The sequence below is a fragment of the Syntrophales bacterium genome, assembly GCA_030018935.1.
GTDB lineage: Bacteria > Desulfobacterota > Syntrophia > Syntrophales > CG2-30-49-12 > CG2-30-49-12.
In genome coordinates this window covers 1-16428 of the sequence record JASEGZ010000004.1, presented here as the reverse complement: position 1 = coordinate 16428, position 16428 = coordinate 1, and the positions used below count along the sequence as shown (strand labels likewise).

Sequence of the window (16428 nt, the reverse complement as noted above, 5' to 3'; positions counted from 1 at the left end):
TTGCCGGGCAATGGCTGCTTTTTCGAGAGGAGGAGAGAAGTGGCTAAGATTCTTGTTGTGGATGATGATCAGGGCATGAGAGAGTTCCTCGAGATCATGCTGACCAGGGAGGGTTACAAGGTGACCTGTGCAGGTGATGCGGGAAAGGCCATGACCCGTTGCAAAAAGGAACGGTTTGACCTCATCATTACCGATCTAAAGATGCCGAAGGTAGACGGTATCTCGTTTCTGAAAGAGGTCAAGGATATTTCCCCGGAAACAATGGTGATTCTGATTACGGCCTACGCATCCGGTGAAACGGCAGTAACAGCCATGAAGGAAGGAGCATACGACTATATCGAGAAGGACTTTGACATAGAGGATCTCAAGAAGATCATTCGAGATGCCCTCGATAAGAAGGGCATTAAGAGGGAGGATGTCCGGTTCATCAAAGGGGTGGAAAATGCCGTTTGTTTTGGAGGTATGGTGGGAAAAAGCAAGGAGATGCTTAAGGTTTATTCTCTTGTTAAAAAAGTAGCCGATACGCCGGCCAATGTCCTTATCCTCGGTGAGAGCGGAACGGGTAAGGAACTCGTGGCCAGGGCCATCCATGAAAACAGCCCGAGGCGAAACATGCCGTTTATCGTTATCAACTGTGGTGGCGTGCCGGAGAGCCTCCTCGAAAGTGAGTTATTTGGCCACATGAAAGGATCCTTTTCTGGCGCCTATGTTGATAAGTTAGGGCTCTTCGAGGTTGCCCGGGGTGGAACGATCTTTCTTGATGAGATTGCTGAATTGCCACTCGTCCTCCAGGTGAAACTCCTCCGTGTCGTCCAGGAAAAGACCTTCAGAAGGATAGGCGGGGCGGAGGATATCAAAGTTGATGTCCGTATCGTATCTGCGACAAATCAATATCTGGAAAAAAGGGTAAACGAGGGGACCTTCAGGGAAGACCTCTACTACCGTCTCAATGTCATCCCGATCTATATTCCTCCTCTGAGGGAGAGAAAAGATGATATCCCTGTCCTGACAACATATCTTATAGAGAAGTATTCCCGGGAGTTTGGTAAAGAGATCAAGACCATATCCGCATATGCCATGGGGCTTTTAATGGATTATCCATTTCCCGGTAACATCAGGGAACTTGAAAATATTATCGAACGGAGTGTTGCTCTGGAAACATCCAACATTATCCTGCCGGAAAACCTCCTTCTGGCAAGAAATGTTTCCCCGGGGGAAGTACCTGCCGTTAATTTTGAGATACCGGAGATGGGTATTAATCTGAATGAGGAAGTGGCAAAGTTTGAAAGACAGTTGATAGAAAAGGCCCTCCAAAAAACCCGGGGATCGAAGACAAAGGCCGCCGAGCTACTTCATGTGAGTTTTGATTCACTAAGTTACCGGCTCAAAAAACTTGATATTGAATAGGGATAAGCGTTCAGCAATCAGCTTTTAGTAAAAAAAGGTTTTATGGATAACTCGTTACTTTTCTTTATCTTGCTGATAGCTGATAGCTGAACGCTTACGAATAAGGAGGCGAAGATGAAAGTTTTTGTAAAAAAGGCAAATCTTGCGGAATTTACTTCCGAGGCGTCAGTCGTTTTCCATTTCGAGGAGGAGGAGCTCGGAGGTGCGGCGGAGCTCCTGGATAAGTCCTCCGGCGGGCTGATCAGTGATGTAATCGCAGGAGGTGATTTTGAGGGAAAGCTCTTTCAGATCGCGGTGATATATACGAAGGGGCTTACCCCGGCCAGAAGAATTGTCCTGGCCGGTCTGGGCAAGAAGGCAGATTTTAACCTGGAAAAACTGAGGGGCGCTTTTTCAAAGGCGGCTAAGCAGGTAAGGGAATTGAATCTGAAAGGGTTTGCCACGTCCATGGATCTGGGGGATTTGACGGCCATCGGCCAGCCTCTCGACAGGGTGACCGAGGCCGCCGTGGAAGGGGTTTTCCTTGGCCTGTACCAGTTCGCATCCTTCAAGACCGTGGAGCGGGATAAGATCAGGGAAATAGAGGAGTTTGTAATTGTTGAGGATCGTGAAGATGCATGTGAGGTGATCAGGTCGGCGGCGGGAGCGGCAGAGACCATCTCCCGAGCAGTCTATTTTACGAGAGATCTCGTATCTACACCGGGGAATGAAATGACACCGAACGATATGGCCCGTAAGGCAGAGGAGCTTGCCCTGACGAGAAAGAATGTCAAAGTCGAGGTCCTTGATGTTCCTAAAATGAAAGAGCTGGGAATGAACGCCCTGCTCGCCGTAGCCAGGGGGTCTGACGAGCCGGCCAGATTTGTTATTCTCGAATACCGTGGCGGGAGAGAGGCTGACCCCGTCATTGCCCTGGTTGGCAAGGGGCTGACCTTTGACAGCGGCGGCATCTCCATAAAACCTTCGGAAAAGATGGAGGAGATGAAATCGGATATGGCGGGTGGCGCAGCGGTGATGGGCGCCATCATGGCTGTGTCTGATATGAACCTCCCGGTCAACGTTGTCGGCCTGATACCGGCAACAGAGAACCTCCCTGGAGGCAGGGCCTATAAGCCGGGGGACATCCTGAGGACAATGTCCGGTAAAACCATAGAGGTCCTCAGTACCGATGCAGAGGGACGATTGATTCTGGCCGATGCTCTTACCTATGCCGGAAAGTACAAGCCGGCTGCCGTCATTGACATCGCTACATTGACCGGCGCCTGTGTTGTTGCCCTCGGTGATCATGTTAGCGGGATGATGGGAACCGATGATCGCCTGAAGGGAAAGATCAGGGCCGCCGCAGAAGCTACCGGCGAAAGGGTATGGGAGATGCCGCTCTGGGATGATTATCATGAGTTGATTAAAAGTGATGTGGCGGATTACAAAAATTCCGGGGGAAGAGCGGGAGGGGCCATCACGGCCGCTGCTTTCCTCAGCAAGTTCGTGGGGGACTATCCCTGGGTGCATCTGGACATTGCGGGCCCGGCGTGGTTGGAAAAAGACAGACCTTATATCCCTAAGGGCGCCTCGGGGGTTGGTGTCCGTCTGTTCGTCCAGTTTCTGAGGGACTGGCATGCGGCCAATTCTTGAAGTAAAAAATCTCAGTACCCACTTTGCGACACAGAGTGGTATCGTCCGGGCTGTTGACGGTGTGGACCTTGTCGTTAATGAAGGCGATACGCTGGGTGTTGTTGGGGAGTCGGGTTGTGGCAAGACCGTGCTGGCCCTTTCCATCATGCGACTGGTAACGACACCACCGGGCCGGATTGTCTCCGGGAGTGTCCTGTTTGACGGACTTGATCTCTTACGTCTTAGAGAGAAAGAGATGCAGAGGGTGCGGGGCAAGGATATCTCCATGATATTTCAGGAGCCCATGACCTCTCTGAACCCCGTCTTCAGGGTAGGGGAACAGATTGCTGAGGCGATGAGACTGCACCAGGGTCTCTCAAAAAAGGATGCCCTGGAGCGCGCCGTCGGGATGCTTCGGCTTGTAGGCATACCTTCTCCTGAAAGACGTATCAGTGATTACCCTCACCAGATGAGCGGAGGGATGCGTCAGAGGGTGATGATCGCCATTGCCCTGGCCTGCAATCCCCGGTTGATGCTGGCCGATGAGCCGACGACCGCCCTCGATGTGACCATACAGGCCCAGATCATTGACCTGATAGGCGACCTGAAAGACCAGGTCGGCGCCTCGGTGGTGATGATCACACATGATCTCGGGGTAATTGCCGAAACGGCCCGGTTTGTAGTTGTGATGTATGCCGGTAAGGTTGTTGAATACGGCCCTGTGGGAGATATTTTTTCCACACCCTTGCATCCCTATACCGTCGGCCTGCTGGAAGCCATACCGAAGATGGACGGAATTGTGGGGCGGGACAGCTATCTGAAGGTGATACCCGGCGTTGTTCCCAATCTGCATAACCTTTTCCGGGGATGTCGCTTTCTCGATCGGTGTTCTTATGCGATGACGATCTGTTCAGAGGAGGAGCCGGAGCTGAAGGAAAAAACGCCCGGTCACCCGGTACGGTGCTGGAAATATGCATAGCCGAAGCAAGAGGCGATTGGACGGTGAATGATCTTTTGTTGGATATCAGGGGACTAAAGAAATATTTTACCATCTCAGGAGGATTTCTGTCTGGTCGGCGTAGTGTGGTCAGGGCTGTGGATGGCCTCCATCTGAAAATCTACGGAGGGGAGACGCTGGGACTTGTCGGGGAAAGCGGTTGCGGGAAATCCACCCTGGGGCGTCTGATCATGAGGCTTGAGGAACCGACGGGGGGAGAAATTTTCTTTCATGGCGAAAACATCCTTGACTATTCAGGCGAATTGTTGAAAAACTTTCGCCGAAAAGTGCAGGTTATCTTCCAGGATCCCTATGCCTCCCTTAATCCGAGAAGGACGGCGGGGAGCATTATCGGCGAACCCCTTATTATTCACAAACTCTCTGGTCGAAACGGGCGAAAGGAAAAAATAGCACAACTCATGGAAGTGGTGGGACTCAGCAGGGAACAGGTGGGACGGTATCCCCATGAGTTCAGCGGCGGTCAGAGACAGCGTATCTGCATCGCCAGGGCCATTGCCATCAAACCGGAACTGATCGTGGCGGATGAGCCGGTTTCGGCGCTCGATGTGTCAATCCAGGCCCAGATATTGAATCTCCTGAAGGATCTCCAAAAAGACTTCGGTTTGACCTATCTTTTCATCTCCCACGATCTCAGCGTGGTGCGGCACATGAGCGATAGGATTGCCGTGATGTATCTGGGAAAAATTGTCGAACTTGCGAGGAACAGTGAACTCTACGAACATCCCCTGCATCCCTATACCAGAGTCCTTATCTCCGCTATACCGATACCTGACCCGGCAAGGAAGAGAAAGAAGAAGCTCCTTACCGGCGACATGCCTACCCCCCTCGATCCGCCGCTGGGATGTGCCTTTCATCCCCGCTGTCCTGAGAAAATAGATATCTGCGATAAAGTTGAGCCGGTACTTAAAGACAGAAATGATGGACATTTTGTGGCCTGTCATTTGAGGTAGCAAAGCTCAACGCATGGCCTTCAAATATCAAGATCATCGAGCGGACTTAGCACACCTTGTCCACCCTGCTGTAATACATGAGTGTATATCGCCGTACCCCCGCTCCATATCCTGTCTATGTGTAACTTTCACCTTTGTAAGATGATATTGGCTACCTCTTCCCGGGTCATAACCACGGGAATCTTGATCTCTCTGGATGCCCGAACCGCATTAATATCTTTGTCCAGGGGTTGTTTCAATACATGTTTGTATAGGAAAACCAGAGCGTTCATGGCCTGATTCTGCGTAGACAGAGCTACATTTTTATCAATTGCCAGATGTGTCAGAAAGGCTTCAATCTTGCCTTCTCCATTCTTCAAATCGTCCCGGCAGGTCATTCCATGGTAACGTATATATCGTTTGATCCAGTCGGAGTATACCCGCTCCGTGTGGATAGAGTAATGGTGTAAGCGCATAATATCATTTGTTTCATCAAGCAATTTACGGTTTTTTGACGTTGACATCTGTTCCTATTCCCTGTTAGAATAATTACGTTTTATTGCTAACAGGAATGGGGCAAAGTTGCCAAAAAATTCATCCAATCTAATAAGTGGTTTGTCAGGGCATATCGGCCTGATAATCAATTGTTCGGCGACAAAATGGAAATCCATCACAAAATAGGCAAACTTAGGGGGGCGGCATTGATGCGGAAGGTCATCAAAAAAGCGAATTTACGGGATTTTTCGGAGGTAAAGGAGAACCTTTCTTACTGGCTATCAAAGGACCCTGAAGAGCGCGTGGGAGCCGTCGAGTACTTGAGGAGGACGCTTCATGGAAGTTCAGCAAGACTTCAGAGATCTGCTCGCATTATTCAACGCTCACAAAGTTGATTATCTTATAGTGGGCGCACACGCCCTCGCATACCACGGAGCTCCACGGTATACAGGAGACATGGACATTCTTGTGCGCCCTGGTCCGGAGAACGCTCACCGGATTCTTAAAGCACTTGAGGAATTTGGTTTTGGTTCTGTTGGTTTGACGGCAGAGGATTTCACAGTTCCTGATAAAGTGATACAACTTGGCGTGGCGCCGGTCCGGATAGATATTGTGACCTCCATCACCGGAGTATCCTGGAAGGAAGCGGCTGCTGGTCGAGTGCAAGGAAATTATGGTGATATTGTAGTGTACTTCGTTGGAAGGAAGGAGTTCATCCGTAACAAACAAGCATTAGGTAGAAAAAAGGATCAAGCGGATCTCGAAGCCCTCGGCGTAGAATGAACTCTGTAGAATGGAAAGTCGCCTAACAAATCACTCCAGCGGATGGCTTACAGCCACCGCTGATTTCAGCCGTAAGGCTGTTGAATACGGCTCTGTGGGAGATATTTTTTCCACACCCTTGCATCCCTATACCGTCGGCCTGCTGGAAGTTATTCCGAAGATGAACGGAATTGTGGGGCGGGACAGCTATCTGAAGGTAATACCTGGCGTTGTTCCCGATCTACATAACCTTCTCCGGGGATGTCGCTTTTTTGATCGGTGTTCTTGTGTGATGACGATCTGTCGGCAGGAAGAGCCGGAGCTGAAGGAAAAAACGCCCGCTCACCCGGTACGGTGCTGGAAATATGTATAGCCGAAGCAAGAGTGAGGTGACGATGAATGGCCTTTGAAAGGTGTCATCTTCAAAATGAGAGAAGAACACGTTTTTTTCTATGTCGGCAACCTGTGTCTGGAGGGACTTTATGCCTCTGGTGATGGTTCCAGGGGTGTCGTTATTTCCCATCCTCATCCGCTGATGGGTGGCAGCATGAGGAATAATGTCGTGGAAGTCCTGGCCTCAACATTTTATGAAAAAGGTTACTCAACATTGAGATTCAATTTCAGAGGGGTGGGACAGAGTGAAGGCGCCTATGATGAGGGAAGAGGGGAGCAGGAAGACGTGATAGGGGCAATTGATTTTCTCAAGGAGAGAGAAAAGAAGGATGTGATTCTCGCCGGTTATTCCTTTGGGGCGTGGGTGAATCTAAAAGTGCTTGCCCATCACGCCTCCTTCTCAGATGTTATTCTCGTATCACCACCCATTAACCTCCGCGACTTTGATTTTTCCGAGCTACCGGAGAATATCGGCCTCATCATCTCCGGTGATAGGGATCAATTTTGTTCAACCGAGCGCTTGCAAACACTTGCCAATCGGATCAATTGTCGTCTCGGGATAGTGAAAGGCGCCGATCACTTCTATTTTGGAAAAGAGAATGGTATTATTGACTGTCTCCGTGAATACCTCTTAAAGAAAAAAAATTACTTGATTTTGTGAAAAATTGATGTTATTAGTAATCAGACTGCTTAATCTCTCGTTATTTGATTGCATCTTATAACGAGAGATTGAGAGCGGCGGGGTAGGGAAAAGTTGGTAGCGAAATTTTGCAGTATAAAAATAACCACTACCGGCTCGATATTCAGAGCGGGGGTGGTTTTTTTTACTTCTTGCTAAGTTAGCCCAACTTTGAACAAATTTGAGAAAGGAGGGAGTAGCGTTGGCAGAAGGTAGAGTAAAATGGTTTAACGAGAAAAAGGGGTATGGTTTTATCGAAAACGATGAGGGCGGCGATGTATTCGTTCATTTCAGCGCCATTCAAGGTTCTGGGTTCAAGACACTACATGAGAGTCAGCGGGTTAGCTTTGATGTCGAGCAGGGTAACAAAGGACCAAGCGCTGTAAACGTTCATCCATTATAAGAAACCTTTTTAACCTGAAATGCCCCGGTATACAACTGGGGCATTTTTCTTATCTCTCTTTAACTTCAACAACCTCATACCTGGGGAAAGGTGTCAGAACGGTCAGGAAACCGTATTTACTAACGTGTTTTCGTGGAAAAGAAATCATTTACTGTGTGTCTTGCTACATCATAAAGGAACAATCATGAAAAACCGAAAATATAGCTCCATCATTACCATCAACATATTTACCTGCCTGGTTTTGCTTGTAATAGCCGGCTGTAACTCAAAAGAAGAAAAGCCGAAAGTTGCAAAGACTCCGCCCCAAAAGCCAGAAGTGAAGCAGGCACTCCCACAGACCGTACCACCATCCATCTTTCCTTCAACAGTCCCTGCTGGGCCATCTGCCATGGTGGTCGAAGTTGACGGTACAAAACTTACCCAGGGTCAACTGGACAGGGAAACAAGAGATAAGTTGGCGGTTATCAAGAAACAGATACCTACTGATCGTCTCCCGCAGGTAAGGACAGGTCTGCGAAAAAAGCTCATAGATGAATTTATCTTACACACGCTCCTTACGAACGAGGTGAACAGGCAAAAGATCAGTGCCACGGAACAAGAGGTTACGGAAGCGATTGAGCGACTGAAGGCCACGTTGCCTTCCGGGGTTACAATCGAGGACATCATGGAGAAGAACCGCATCAGCAAAAAAGAGATGCGGGAGGAAATACGTTTAGGAATTAAAATTAACAAAATGGTCCTCTCCTCCATGGGCGGCAAGGTAAAACCGACAGAGAAGGAAATAGTCAGATTTTATCAAGAGAATAAGGACAAGTTTAAAATGCCTGAGACTGTCCATGCCCGCCATATCCTCATTGCAAAAGCAACGGGAGACGACGATAAAGCCAAAGTGGAAAAGAGGGCAAAGGCGGAAAATTTGCGCCAACAACTGCTGGGAGGCGCTGATTTTGCCGATCTTGCCAGAAAAAACTCCGATTGCCCCAGCAGAGAGAATGGGGGCGATCTCGGTATAATCCCACGCGGTCAAATGGTTAAGCCTTTTGAGGATGCGGCTTTTTCCCAGAAAAAAGATGCCATCGGCCCCGTAGTCGAGACCGATTTCGGCTACCATATCATCCAGGTCTTACAACACAATGAACCGCAAACCATAAATCTCGACGAAAAGACAAAGAAAGATATTGCTTCCTTTCTCGAACATGAGAAAATGCAGGAAACCTTTGCCTCCCTGGTGAAAAAATTAAGGGCAAAGGCAAACATTGTTATACACGGGCAGTAAAAGTTCTATGCCTGTTTTACTATAATGTATGTTCCTCATCGGGGAAAATACTCGTCCTCACTTCCTCGATATATCTCCCGACAGCCTTCTTCATCTGTACGTTAAGGTTGGCGTATTTTTTGACAAATCGAGGCGTGAATTTTTCAAACATCCCCAACATGTCATTGACGACGAGGACCTGACCATCGCAATCAACACCGGCTCCGATGCCGATAGTGGGTATGGTCAGAGATTGGGTAATGGCTTTGGCCAGGACGGCAGGTACACATTCCAGGACAAGGGAAAAAGCGCCTGCTTCTTCAAGAATTTTGGCATCCTCTAAGATTCTTCTCGCCGCTGCATCTTCTTTCCCCTGTACCTTGAAACCCCCGAATTGATGGACGGACTGGGGAGTGAGACCAAGATGGGCCATGACGGGAATCCCTGCTGAGGTGATTTTTCTCGTGGTCTCCGCCATATCTCTGCCCCCCTCTAATTTGATGCCATGGGCGCCTGCCTCCTGAAGGAAACGACCGGCATTGTACAGGGCATCCTCAACAGAGACCTGGTAGGACATGAAAGGCATGTCGCCGATCACCATGGCGCGCTTTGCGGCCCGCGAGACCGCTCTGGTATGATGGATCATATCTTCCATAGTAACGGGCAGAGTACTGTCATAACCGAGGACAACCATCCCCAGAGAATCGCCTACGAGGAGGATGTCTACGCCCGATTGATCGAGAACAGCAGCCGTAGAGTAATCATAGGCTGTCAACATGGTGATCTTCTCTCCACTTTTTTTCATCTCACGGACAACGGCCGTGGTGATCTTAGTGATCTTTTCCTGCTTGCTCATCTTCTCGTCCTCCTCCTAATAATTTTTTTATGATCTCCGCACTGTCAGCAGAGAGCGTTTTTTTCTTCAGGCCAAGGTCTGTCGTCAAAATCCCCATCGCGCAGTAAGCCGGAAGGAGAGCGGGAAGCTTTTCCCGAAAGGCCTGCAAGTGTTTTTCGATAGTGCCGGCATCACCACGGGATATAGGACCGGTCAGGGACAAGATAGTCCCTTTCGTTTCTATATTTTTTATGGTGCCTTTGACAAGGGGCCAGAAGGCGTGAATGGCCTCTTCACCGGTCAAACCGAGAGAGGTGTAAATACTTTCCACGGTGTGCATCAGGGTGACCAGATAGTTCGAGGCCATGCAGGCGGCGGCATGGTAGAGGGGTTTGTCAGCCTCAGGGACAAAAAAAGGGATACCTCCCAGATCCCGGACTATTTTTACAGACCAGTCCTTGATTTCATCATCTGCCGTGATGCCGAATGTGCTGCCGGGTATGCTTTCTATGGCGCCTTTTACGTCGGCGAAAGTCTGAATGGGGTGGATACTTGCCACGTGTGCTCCTGCCCGGCGTGCCGCATCGAGGAGATCAAGGCCTCCCGCTCCGCTCATATGGACTACCTTGCTATCAGGTTTTACCCCTCCTCCCCTTACTATCTCTTCGCATACAGGGGCAATGGCATCATCACCGGTGGTAATCAATATGCATTCTGCCTGCGAGGCTGCCTCGGAGAGACTGGAAAAGGCTTTCCCCTCTGTATAGGGCAGGGCCTGTTCGATGGAGGAAGCGGATCGGCTGGCAACGGCAACAATCGTGTAACCGGCAGATCGCAGGAGAAATCCAACTGCCGTGCCCACCTTACCCAGACCGATAATGGCGATACTGTCTTTACCTGTTTCCTGAGTGGTTGTTGGTTCAATCATCAGGCGATATCCTTTCTTGAAAAAAGTTAAGTGTTCCGTCTTCTTTTCTGTCCTGATAACCGTCCTTCCCGCAAAAAAAAGCCCTCCGCACAGATTACGGAAGGCCATAATATACCATTTTAACTATTACTTTTGACCATTCCGTCTCAGTCCGTCCTTGCAGATCCAAGCGGATAGGTTTTAATTATCATAGATGGTAAGGAATAGTCAACAAAAATAAAGCGTAACTACTTAGGTGGATAGACTGAAGGCTGAAGGCTATTATGACCCTTTAGTCTTCGGTCTAAACACCTAAACGGATTAAGCAGGCAAGCCCTTAAAGGGGAGAAGGACCCCAGAATGACCCATCCGGCATGATCTCCACGCTTTGATCCCCCTTCTGCACCATCTTTGTAAGTATCCTGGGGATATTTTTCCCTTCTGTGGAACGGATAACCTCTTCCACGGTTTTGAATTGACAGAGCTCTCTGAGGGTCATAATTGTCGGGAGGACCAGATTGAAGTTTTTATGTTCATACTCATAGAGGGCATCCTGTGACTTGATCCACCTGTGTTCGACCAGTTCAAGCCCATCGTGCAGGGGTTCCTGATTTTCCAGAGCTTCAGAAACAAAGAACCTCACATCATAGCGAATAGGAAGTAACTCCGGTGTAACCCAGTGGGAAAAATAGTGGAGTCTGTTCGTTGCCAGCGTAAGCCCTTCATTTTCAAGCACTTCTTTCAACTTGATCTTCCCCTCAGCAAGCAACTGCCGATAGGTCATGAATCTTTTCGCTCGTTTTTTTGCCTCGAAAGAAACGAGGGTTCCATCCCTCTCGTAGGCCAGAAGGAGACCTACTTCCTCAAAGGTCTCCCTTATTCCAGCAACCCATGCCCCGAGGGCTTTTTCCGGCGGAGAAATATTAACGATGAGACGTTGAGCCTTACCTTGATCAAGGCCGTGGCAGAAGTTTTCCATCCCGGAGACGTAGTCATTTTCATCCAGAGCGCCGCCAGGGTACACATAACGGCCCGGCACAAACACGTTATCGTGGTGCCGCCTGACCATCAGGACTTCGATACCTCCTCCGGCAAAGTTAGGACTTTCCCGGAGGAGGATGACAGTTGCTGCATCCTTGGGCTCCGTCACCATTTTATGACTATCACCTCCTGCTGATTTTTCCACCTACCGGCGCCCTGCAATCTCATATTTGAAGTTCTCTCAAAAACTCCTCCATCTTCATGACTTGAAAAAGGGGACGGAGCGGATTTTTTCTATAAATATTCATTATGGTTTCATGAACTTCCCTGCTGAAACTCGCGCAGCAATCCTCTATAATGTAAGCGCAGAAGTCATGGGAGAGTGCATCCATCGCTGTGCTTAAGACACACCAGTGGGAGTTGATCCCCGTGATAACGACCGTATCAACTCCATGCAGACGCAGTGTTTGATCAATATCTGTCTTAAAAAAAGCGCTGAATCTTCGCTTGGGGACATAAATATCTGTTTTTGACTGGATAAGATCGTCAACAACCTCAGCGCCTTCCGTGCCGCGGAGGGAGTGCTCTTTCATCCTTCCCCCGAAGATGAAATCACCGGGGAGGAAGCTGTCCGTGGAAAATATAACGGGGATATTTCGCTCCCTTGCAACATCTGTGAGATTATTAATGCGCGGAATCATCTCTCTGGCAAAGGGCGCCACCGGGTTCCTATCCTCTTCGGAAAAGGTATCTTTAATCATGTCCACAACAAGTATGGCGGGCTTCATTACGATCAAGTCCTCTTGTAACAGAAATGAACAGAGAGAACATCCTTACCTTTACAATCCTCTGAGAAACTCAGGCCGGAGTAAAGAAGGGTCCCTTCTTTCCAGCGCGTAATTTAGTTCCCCCATCATTCTCTCCTTTTCCTGAGGTAATCTTCCCCGCACCGCCTGATAATTTGAGGCATGCATGGAACTGAAAAAACAGGCAGTAAAATTAGAATTTTCTATGATTGTTCTCAGCTCTTCAAGAGACTCAAAGGGAGAGATGGGGTGAAATTTATCTTCTTTCCATTCCTGGTATAGAGGGGTACCGGAAACTAAGGTTAACGTCAGGGCGCCAGCATATTCAGGGTCAATTTCGGAAAGAACCCTGGCAGTCTCCATGGCATGTTCCCGGCTTCCTTCGAGGCCAGCCAGCCCCAAAATAACAGTCAGCGACATATTAATGCCTGCCTGCCTGGCTCTTTTCCCCGCTTCAATTATCTGATGGGAATTTATCCCCTTACCCACTTTAAGGAGTACCTCATCCCACCCACTTTCCAGGCCGGTATAAAAAATTCCTAATTTTAGCTCCTTGAGGGTTCTTAATTCGTCAGGGTTTCTCCTCAGAATATCTTGAGGAGTAGTGTAAGTGGCTATTCTCTCCAGATGAGGAAATTTTTCATTCAGATATGCGAGAATTTCCTTCAGTTTGGGGAAGGGATAAATTAAGGCATCACCATCCTGGAGAAACACCCTTTTCCCGTCCCAACTCCGGGCTATATGATACACAATATCAGGAACAGCGGATAACCAGATGCCGGTCTCCATGTACAGAGATAGGGCATCGATCTCTTCCTTCACCTCGCTGATTTCTCTGATCTGTAGTTTAGACCCGTAGTAACCGCAAAAGGTACAGGTATTGTTGGAGCAACCTTTAGTTAAGGGAAGAAAATAGCTTTTCCACTCACTCGGTGGTCTTATAATTTCCGGTCTTTCAAAATGCATCCCTTCCCCTTTTCTTGATGTAACAATCTCTACCGGATAACGAATTGTCTGAAAAGAACAATGGCTCCCCTTACCTGCTTAGACGGCGACTATCTCTTTAACCTCAGGCACCTCTTTATTAAGATGCTCTTCAAGCATTTCCATGACCATTTCCTTGCTCAGCCCGACTCCACAACTGGCCATGAAAATCTGGACTTTCAAAACACCATCATTGATTTCTCTTATTACCACATCAACACCTGCCAACATTGGTTTTATCTTAGACAGAGCAGCTTCAACCTTTTCTTTCATGATTTACCTCCCAAAGTTAATTAATAAGTAAGCGCTCAGCTGTCAGCTATCAGCAACCAGTAAAACAAGTCAAGACAAAACATACGTATGAAAACTCATCCTGGAAGTTGTGAACTTCCCCTGGTATCTTTCTGTTTTCGCTGAAAACTGAAGGCTGATAGCTGAACGCTTACGGTATTTTTATCTGCTGGTAGGTCACCTTTTTTGTCTAAATCTGTCTGTCGTACGATCTCGATGATTTTCCTGACCATTTTGGGGTCTTTTTTCCCCGGTGAAGTTTCAACGCCGCTGTTAATGTCAACAGCCTGGGGCAAAACTGTCTCGATGGCCTGCCGTATATTGTCCACGTTTAAACCACCGGAGAGGATGAGGGGGTGTGTCTCCTTGACCTTTATGGCCAGCTCCCAGTTCGCTTTTTTCCCCGTTCCTCCGTAGAGTCCAGGGTCATAGGCATCAACCAGGATCGTCTTTACAGGGTAGTTCCTCAACTTTACAAGGTCATGCGCCACTCGGAGGGAAAGGGACTTGATCAGGACAGACGCCGGAAATTGACGGCAATAGGCGGGAGATTCATCTCCGTGAAGCTGGATCATGTCAAGACCGCAGAATTCCACCAGTTCCCTAATCTCTTCGGCATCTTGATTGACAAAAACGCCGACCTTCGTAATTCCAGGGGGAAGCTCTTCGATAATTTTCCTGGCGACCTCCGGCGCCACGTACCGGGGACTCTTCGGATAGTAAATGAAACCGAGGGCGTCAGCCCCGCAATCGGCCGCATGCAAGGCGTCTTTCAGGTTTGTGATCCCGCAGATCTTTACCTTTGTCACTTTATTCCCCCTTACCCAGAAGTTCTCTCAGTTTTGCACCCATGTCGTGGGCCCGCATCAACGCCTCACCCACCAGGAAGCAATGAATACCCGCCTTCATCAGGATTTCAATATCTCCTCTTGTATGGATGCCGCTTTCGCTGACCACCGTCTTATCTCCGGGAATAGAAAGGACCAGTTCCAGGCTGGTTTTCAGGTCTGTAGAAAAATTTTTCAGGTCTCTGTTGTTGATCCCGATGATGTCAGCCCCGGCGGACAGCGCCTTATCCAGTTCTTCCCGTGTATGCGCCTCTGTGAGGGGGGAAAGTCCCAGCGATTCCGTCAGATGAATAAAATCCTTTAATTGTTCCTCTTTCAGGATACCGGCAATGAGGAGGAGGGCGTCACCGCCGATGACTCTCGTCTCGTAGATCTGGTAAGGATCAATAATAAAATCCTTCCTCAGGAGAGGGAGGTCAACGATTTTTTTAATACCGAGGAGGTAAGAGCTGTCTCCACCGAAAAATTTTTCCTCCGTGAGAACGGAGATGGCAGCGGCCCCGCTTTCTTTATAGATGACGGCAATCTTTACCGGGTTGAAGTCTTCTCTGAGGGTCCCTTTGGATGGGGAACGTCTCTTCACCTCAGCAATGATGGAACAGTCAGAGGATGAGATCGCCTCTCTGAAGTTGCGGGGGCAGGGCGTATCCCGGAGGGCTTCCTTCAGTTCAACAAGGGGTCTGATCCTCTTTAGATTGGCGACTTCTCCTTTTTTAGCCTCTACAATTTCTTCTAAAATCATGGTCCTCTTTTTTTTAAAAAAGTCATAAGTCATCCGTCGTAAGTCGTAAGTCAAGAGCAGAACCTCCTTCTCTAACTCTCTTGCCATTTCCACCCTTCAGTTCTGCCTGGGAAACAGGTTGTTCAGGTAGAGGAAGAAGGAAGTTTCCTGTATGACCAGGGGGCCACTTACGGAGCCAATGTCAGTTCAAGTGGTTTGGGCGGGGAGACGGGGTGTTCTATAAGAAGATTCTTACGATGGGTTTCTGTCCTCTTCAGTAATCCTTCTGTTTCATCTATGGTACGGGAAACAATGTCAATCACATCTCCAGCAATATCACCAGGAACATATTCTTCACCACATTTGGGGCATACCATCGCAGGGATACCAGACATAATAGCCCGAATCCCTTTTCTTTCAAAATTGATAGAGATTTCTTGTAATTCTGTTTTTGTTCCACATTCAGAACAGATAGTTATTAAACCTTTCCTTTCTTTCTTCTCCTTTGAGTTGGTGTTTCCCATTCCTCTTCGGATGGGATATAGGCAGTTACAAAATCTACTGGAGTTTTTGGATGGAGGTGTTCACAAATCACATGAAGAGGCAGTGTTAGTCCTTCAATAATGACGTCAGCGTAAAAGAGACATCTTTTACGTCCAGGGTATCTTTCTATAACAGAACCATTTAAGGTTACATAGATCATGTCTTCTTTTCTAAAGCCTTCTTTAACTGCATGTTGAATAGCGTGGGATCTGATAGCAAAATTACCATTGGTTATCTGGAAATGGAGGGCTTCAATATCCATTACAAATATCGTATCTATTTCCCACTAATACTAAATTCAAGCTTTTTTAAAATTTAGTATTTAGAGGTAATTGCAAAAGTCCAATTCTGGTAGCCGCAGGCTTTAGCCTGCGTTTTGTAACATATTGAAAACAAAGAGAACACGCAAACTAAAGTTTGCGGCTACATTTTAATTTCAAGACTTTTGCAATTACCTTTTTAGTATATAGAAAAAGGGAGGTTTGTCAAGTAGAATAGGTAACAGTGTTAGTAACACGTGATATGTCCGGTTTGTAGCACACAATCTGTCCGGTTTGTTA

Annotated in this window: 20 protein-coding genes and 1 pseudogene; 10 read left to right on the top strand and 11 right to left on the bottom strand. The window is 48.1% G+C overall.

Going from position 1 to position 16428, the window contains the following annotated elements; genetic code table 11:
• The first annotated feature begins 39 nt into the window (after window positions 1-39).
• From QMD03_01575 to QMD03_01560, 4 genes are all read left to right on the top strand, one after another.
• A complete protein-coding gene (locus QMD03_01575; GenBank protein ID MDI6775926.1) occupies window positions 40-1407 on the top strand; it encodes a sigma-54 dependent transcriptional regulator in 1368 nt (455 codons plus the stop codon).
• A 114-nt stretch (window positions 1408-1521) separates the two neighbouring features.
• Window positions 1522-3039, top strand: a complete 1518-nt coding sequence (locus tag QMD03_01570; GenBank protein ID MDI6775925.1) for a leucyl aminopeptidase — start codon at window positions 1522-1524, stop codon at window positions 3037-3039.
• Entirely contained in the window at window positions 3023-3997 is a 975-nt protein-coding gene (locus tag QMD03_01565) for an ABC transporter ATP-binding protein (protein MDI6775924.1), read from the top strand. Before QMD03_01570 ends, QMD03_01565 begins: the two co-directional genes overlap by 17 nt.
• Window positions 3998-4020: 23 nt before the next feature.
• Window positions 4021-4986, top strand: coding sequence for a dipeptide ABC transporter ATP-binding protein (locus QMD03_01560; protein MDI6775923.1), 966 nt, complete (start codon window positions 4021-4023; stop codon window positions 4984-4986).
• Between the two features lie 128 nt (window positions 4987-5114).
• Here QMD03_01560 and QMD03_01555 read toward each other — a convergent pair whose 3' ends face one another.
• Entirely contained in the window at window positions 5115-5489 is a 375-nt protein-coding gene (locus QMD03_01555; GenBank protein MDI6775922.1) for a phage integrase N-terminal SAM-like domain-containing protein, read from the bottom strand.
• Between the two features lie 307 nt (window positions 5490-5796).
• Here QMD03_01555 and QMD03_01550 point away from each other — a divergent pair, with 307 nt between their 5' ends.
• The 6 genes and pseudogenes from QMD03_01550 to QMD03_01525 all read left to right on the top strand — a co-directional run bounded on the left by QMD03_01550 (window position 5797) and on the right by QMD03_01525 (window position 8973).
• Window positions 5797-6243 carry a hypothetical protein gene (locus tag QMD03_01550; GenBank protein MDI6775921.1) on the top strand — a complete coding sequence of 149 codons (447 nt, stop codon included), beginning with the start codon at window positions 5797-5799 and terminating at the stop codon, window positions 6241-6243.
• A gap of 10 nt (window positions 6244-6253) precedes the next feature.
• Entirely contained in the window at window positions 6254-6595 is a 342-nt protein-coding gene (locus QMD03_01545; GenBank protein MDI6775920.1) for a hypothetical protein, read from the top strand.
• A 54-nt stretch (window positions 6596-6649) separates the two neighbouring features.
• Window positions 6650-7276: an alpha/beta hydrolase gene (locus tag QMD03_01540; protein MDI6775919.1), complete on the top strand. Its 627-nt coding sequence runs from the start codon at window positions 6650-6652 to the stop codon at window positions 7274-7276.
• Between the two features lie 220 nt (window positions 7277-7496).
• The gene (locus QMD03_01535) at window positions 7497-7697 is read left to right on the top strand and encodes a cold-shock protein (GenBank protein ID MDI6775918.1); all 201 of its coding nucleotides are present in this window, start codon (window positions 7497-7499) and stop codon (window positions 7695-7697) included.
• 388 nt (window positions 7698-8085) lie between these two features.
• Window positions 8086-8421, top strand: a pseudogene (locus QMD03_01530) (SurA N-terminal domain-containing protein).
• A 24-nt stretch (window positions 8422-8445) separates the two neighbouring features.
• Window positions 8446-8973 (top strand): peptidyl-prolyl cis-trans isomerase, encoded by a 528-nt coding sequence (locus QMD03_01525; protein ID MDI6775917.1) that lies wholly within the window; start codon window positions 8446-8448, stop codon window positions 8971-8973.
• Between the two features lie 19 nt (window positions 8974-8992).
• Here the strand turns inward: QMD03_01525 and panB are convergent, their stop codons facing one another.
• The 10 genes from panB to QMD03_01475 form a co-directional block, all read right to left on the bottom strand.
• Entirely contained in the window at window positions 8993-9808 is an 816-nt protein-coding gene (gene panB / locus QMD03_01520; protein ID MDI6775916.1) for a 3-methyl-2-oxobutanoate hydroxymethyltransferase, read from the bottom strand.
• On the bottom strand, window positions 9783-10715 hold the full coding sequence (locus QMD03_01515; protein MDI6775915.1) for a DUF2520 domain-containing protein: 933 nt from the start codon (window positions 10713-10715) through the stop codon (window positions 9783-9785). Before QMD03_01515 ends, panB begins: the two co-directional genes overlap by 26 nt.
• Before the next feature lie 316 nt (window positions 10716-11031).
• Window positions 11032-11880: a hypothetical protein gene (locus QMD03_01510; GenBank protein ID MDI6775914.1), complete on the bottom strand. Its 849-nt coding sequence runs from the start codon at window positions 11878-11880 to the stop codon at window positions 11032-11034.
• A gap of 19 nt (window positions 11881-11899) precedes the next feature.
• The gene (locus QMD03_01505; GenBank protein MDI6775913.1) at window positions 11900-12463 is read right to left on the bottom strand and encodes an isochorismatase family cysteine hydrolase; all 564 of its coding nucleotides are present in this window, start codon (window positions 12461-12463) and stop codon (window positions 11900-11902) included.
• A 51-nt stretch (window positions 12464-12514) separates the two neighbouring features.
• Window positions 12515-13447 (bottom strand): radical SAM protein, encoded by a 933-nt coding sequence (locus tag QMD03_01500; protein ID MDI6775912.1) that lies wholly within the window; start codon window positions 13445-13447, stop codon window positions 12515-12517.
• A gap of 78 nt (window positions 13448-13525) precedes the next feature.
• Complete coding sequence (locus QMD03_01495; GenBank protein ID MDI6775911.1) at window positions 13526-13738, bottom strand: NifU family protein; 213 nt, start codon at window positions 13736-13738, stop codon at window positions 13526-13528.
• Between the two features lie 95 nt (window positions 13739-13833).
• Window positions 13834-14565 carry a phosphoribosylanthranilate isomerase gene (locus QMD03_01490; protein MDI6775910.1) on the bottom strand — a complete coding sequence of 244 codons (732 nt, stop codon included), beginning with the start codon at window positions 14563-14565 and terminating at the stop codon, window positions 13834-13836.
• A 1-nt stretch (window position 14566) separates the two neighbouring features.
• Window positions 14567-15433 (bottom strand): indole-3-glycerol phosphate synthase TrpC, encoded by an 867-nt coding sequence (gene trpC / locus QMD03_01485; protein ID MDI6775909.1) that lies wholly within the window; start codon window positions 15431-15433, stop codon window positions 14567-14569.
• Window positions 15434-15513: 80 nt separating this feature from the next.
• Complete coding sequence (locus QMD03_01480; GenBank protein ID MDI6775908.1) at window positions 15514-15849, bottom strand: YgiT-type zinc finger protein; 336 nt, start codon at window positions 15847-15849, stop codon at window positions 15514-15516.
• A complete protein-coding gene (locus QMD03_01475) occupies window positions 15804-16130 on the bottom strand; it encodes a DUF4258 domain-containing protein (protein ID MDI6775907.1) in 327 nt (108 codons plus the stop codon). Before QMD03_01475 ends, QMD03_01480 begins: the two co-directional genes overlap by 46 nt.
• Between the last annotated feature and the right edge of the window lie 298 nt (window positions 16131-16428).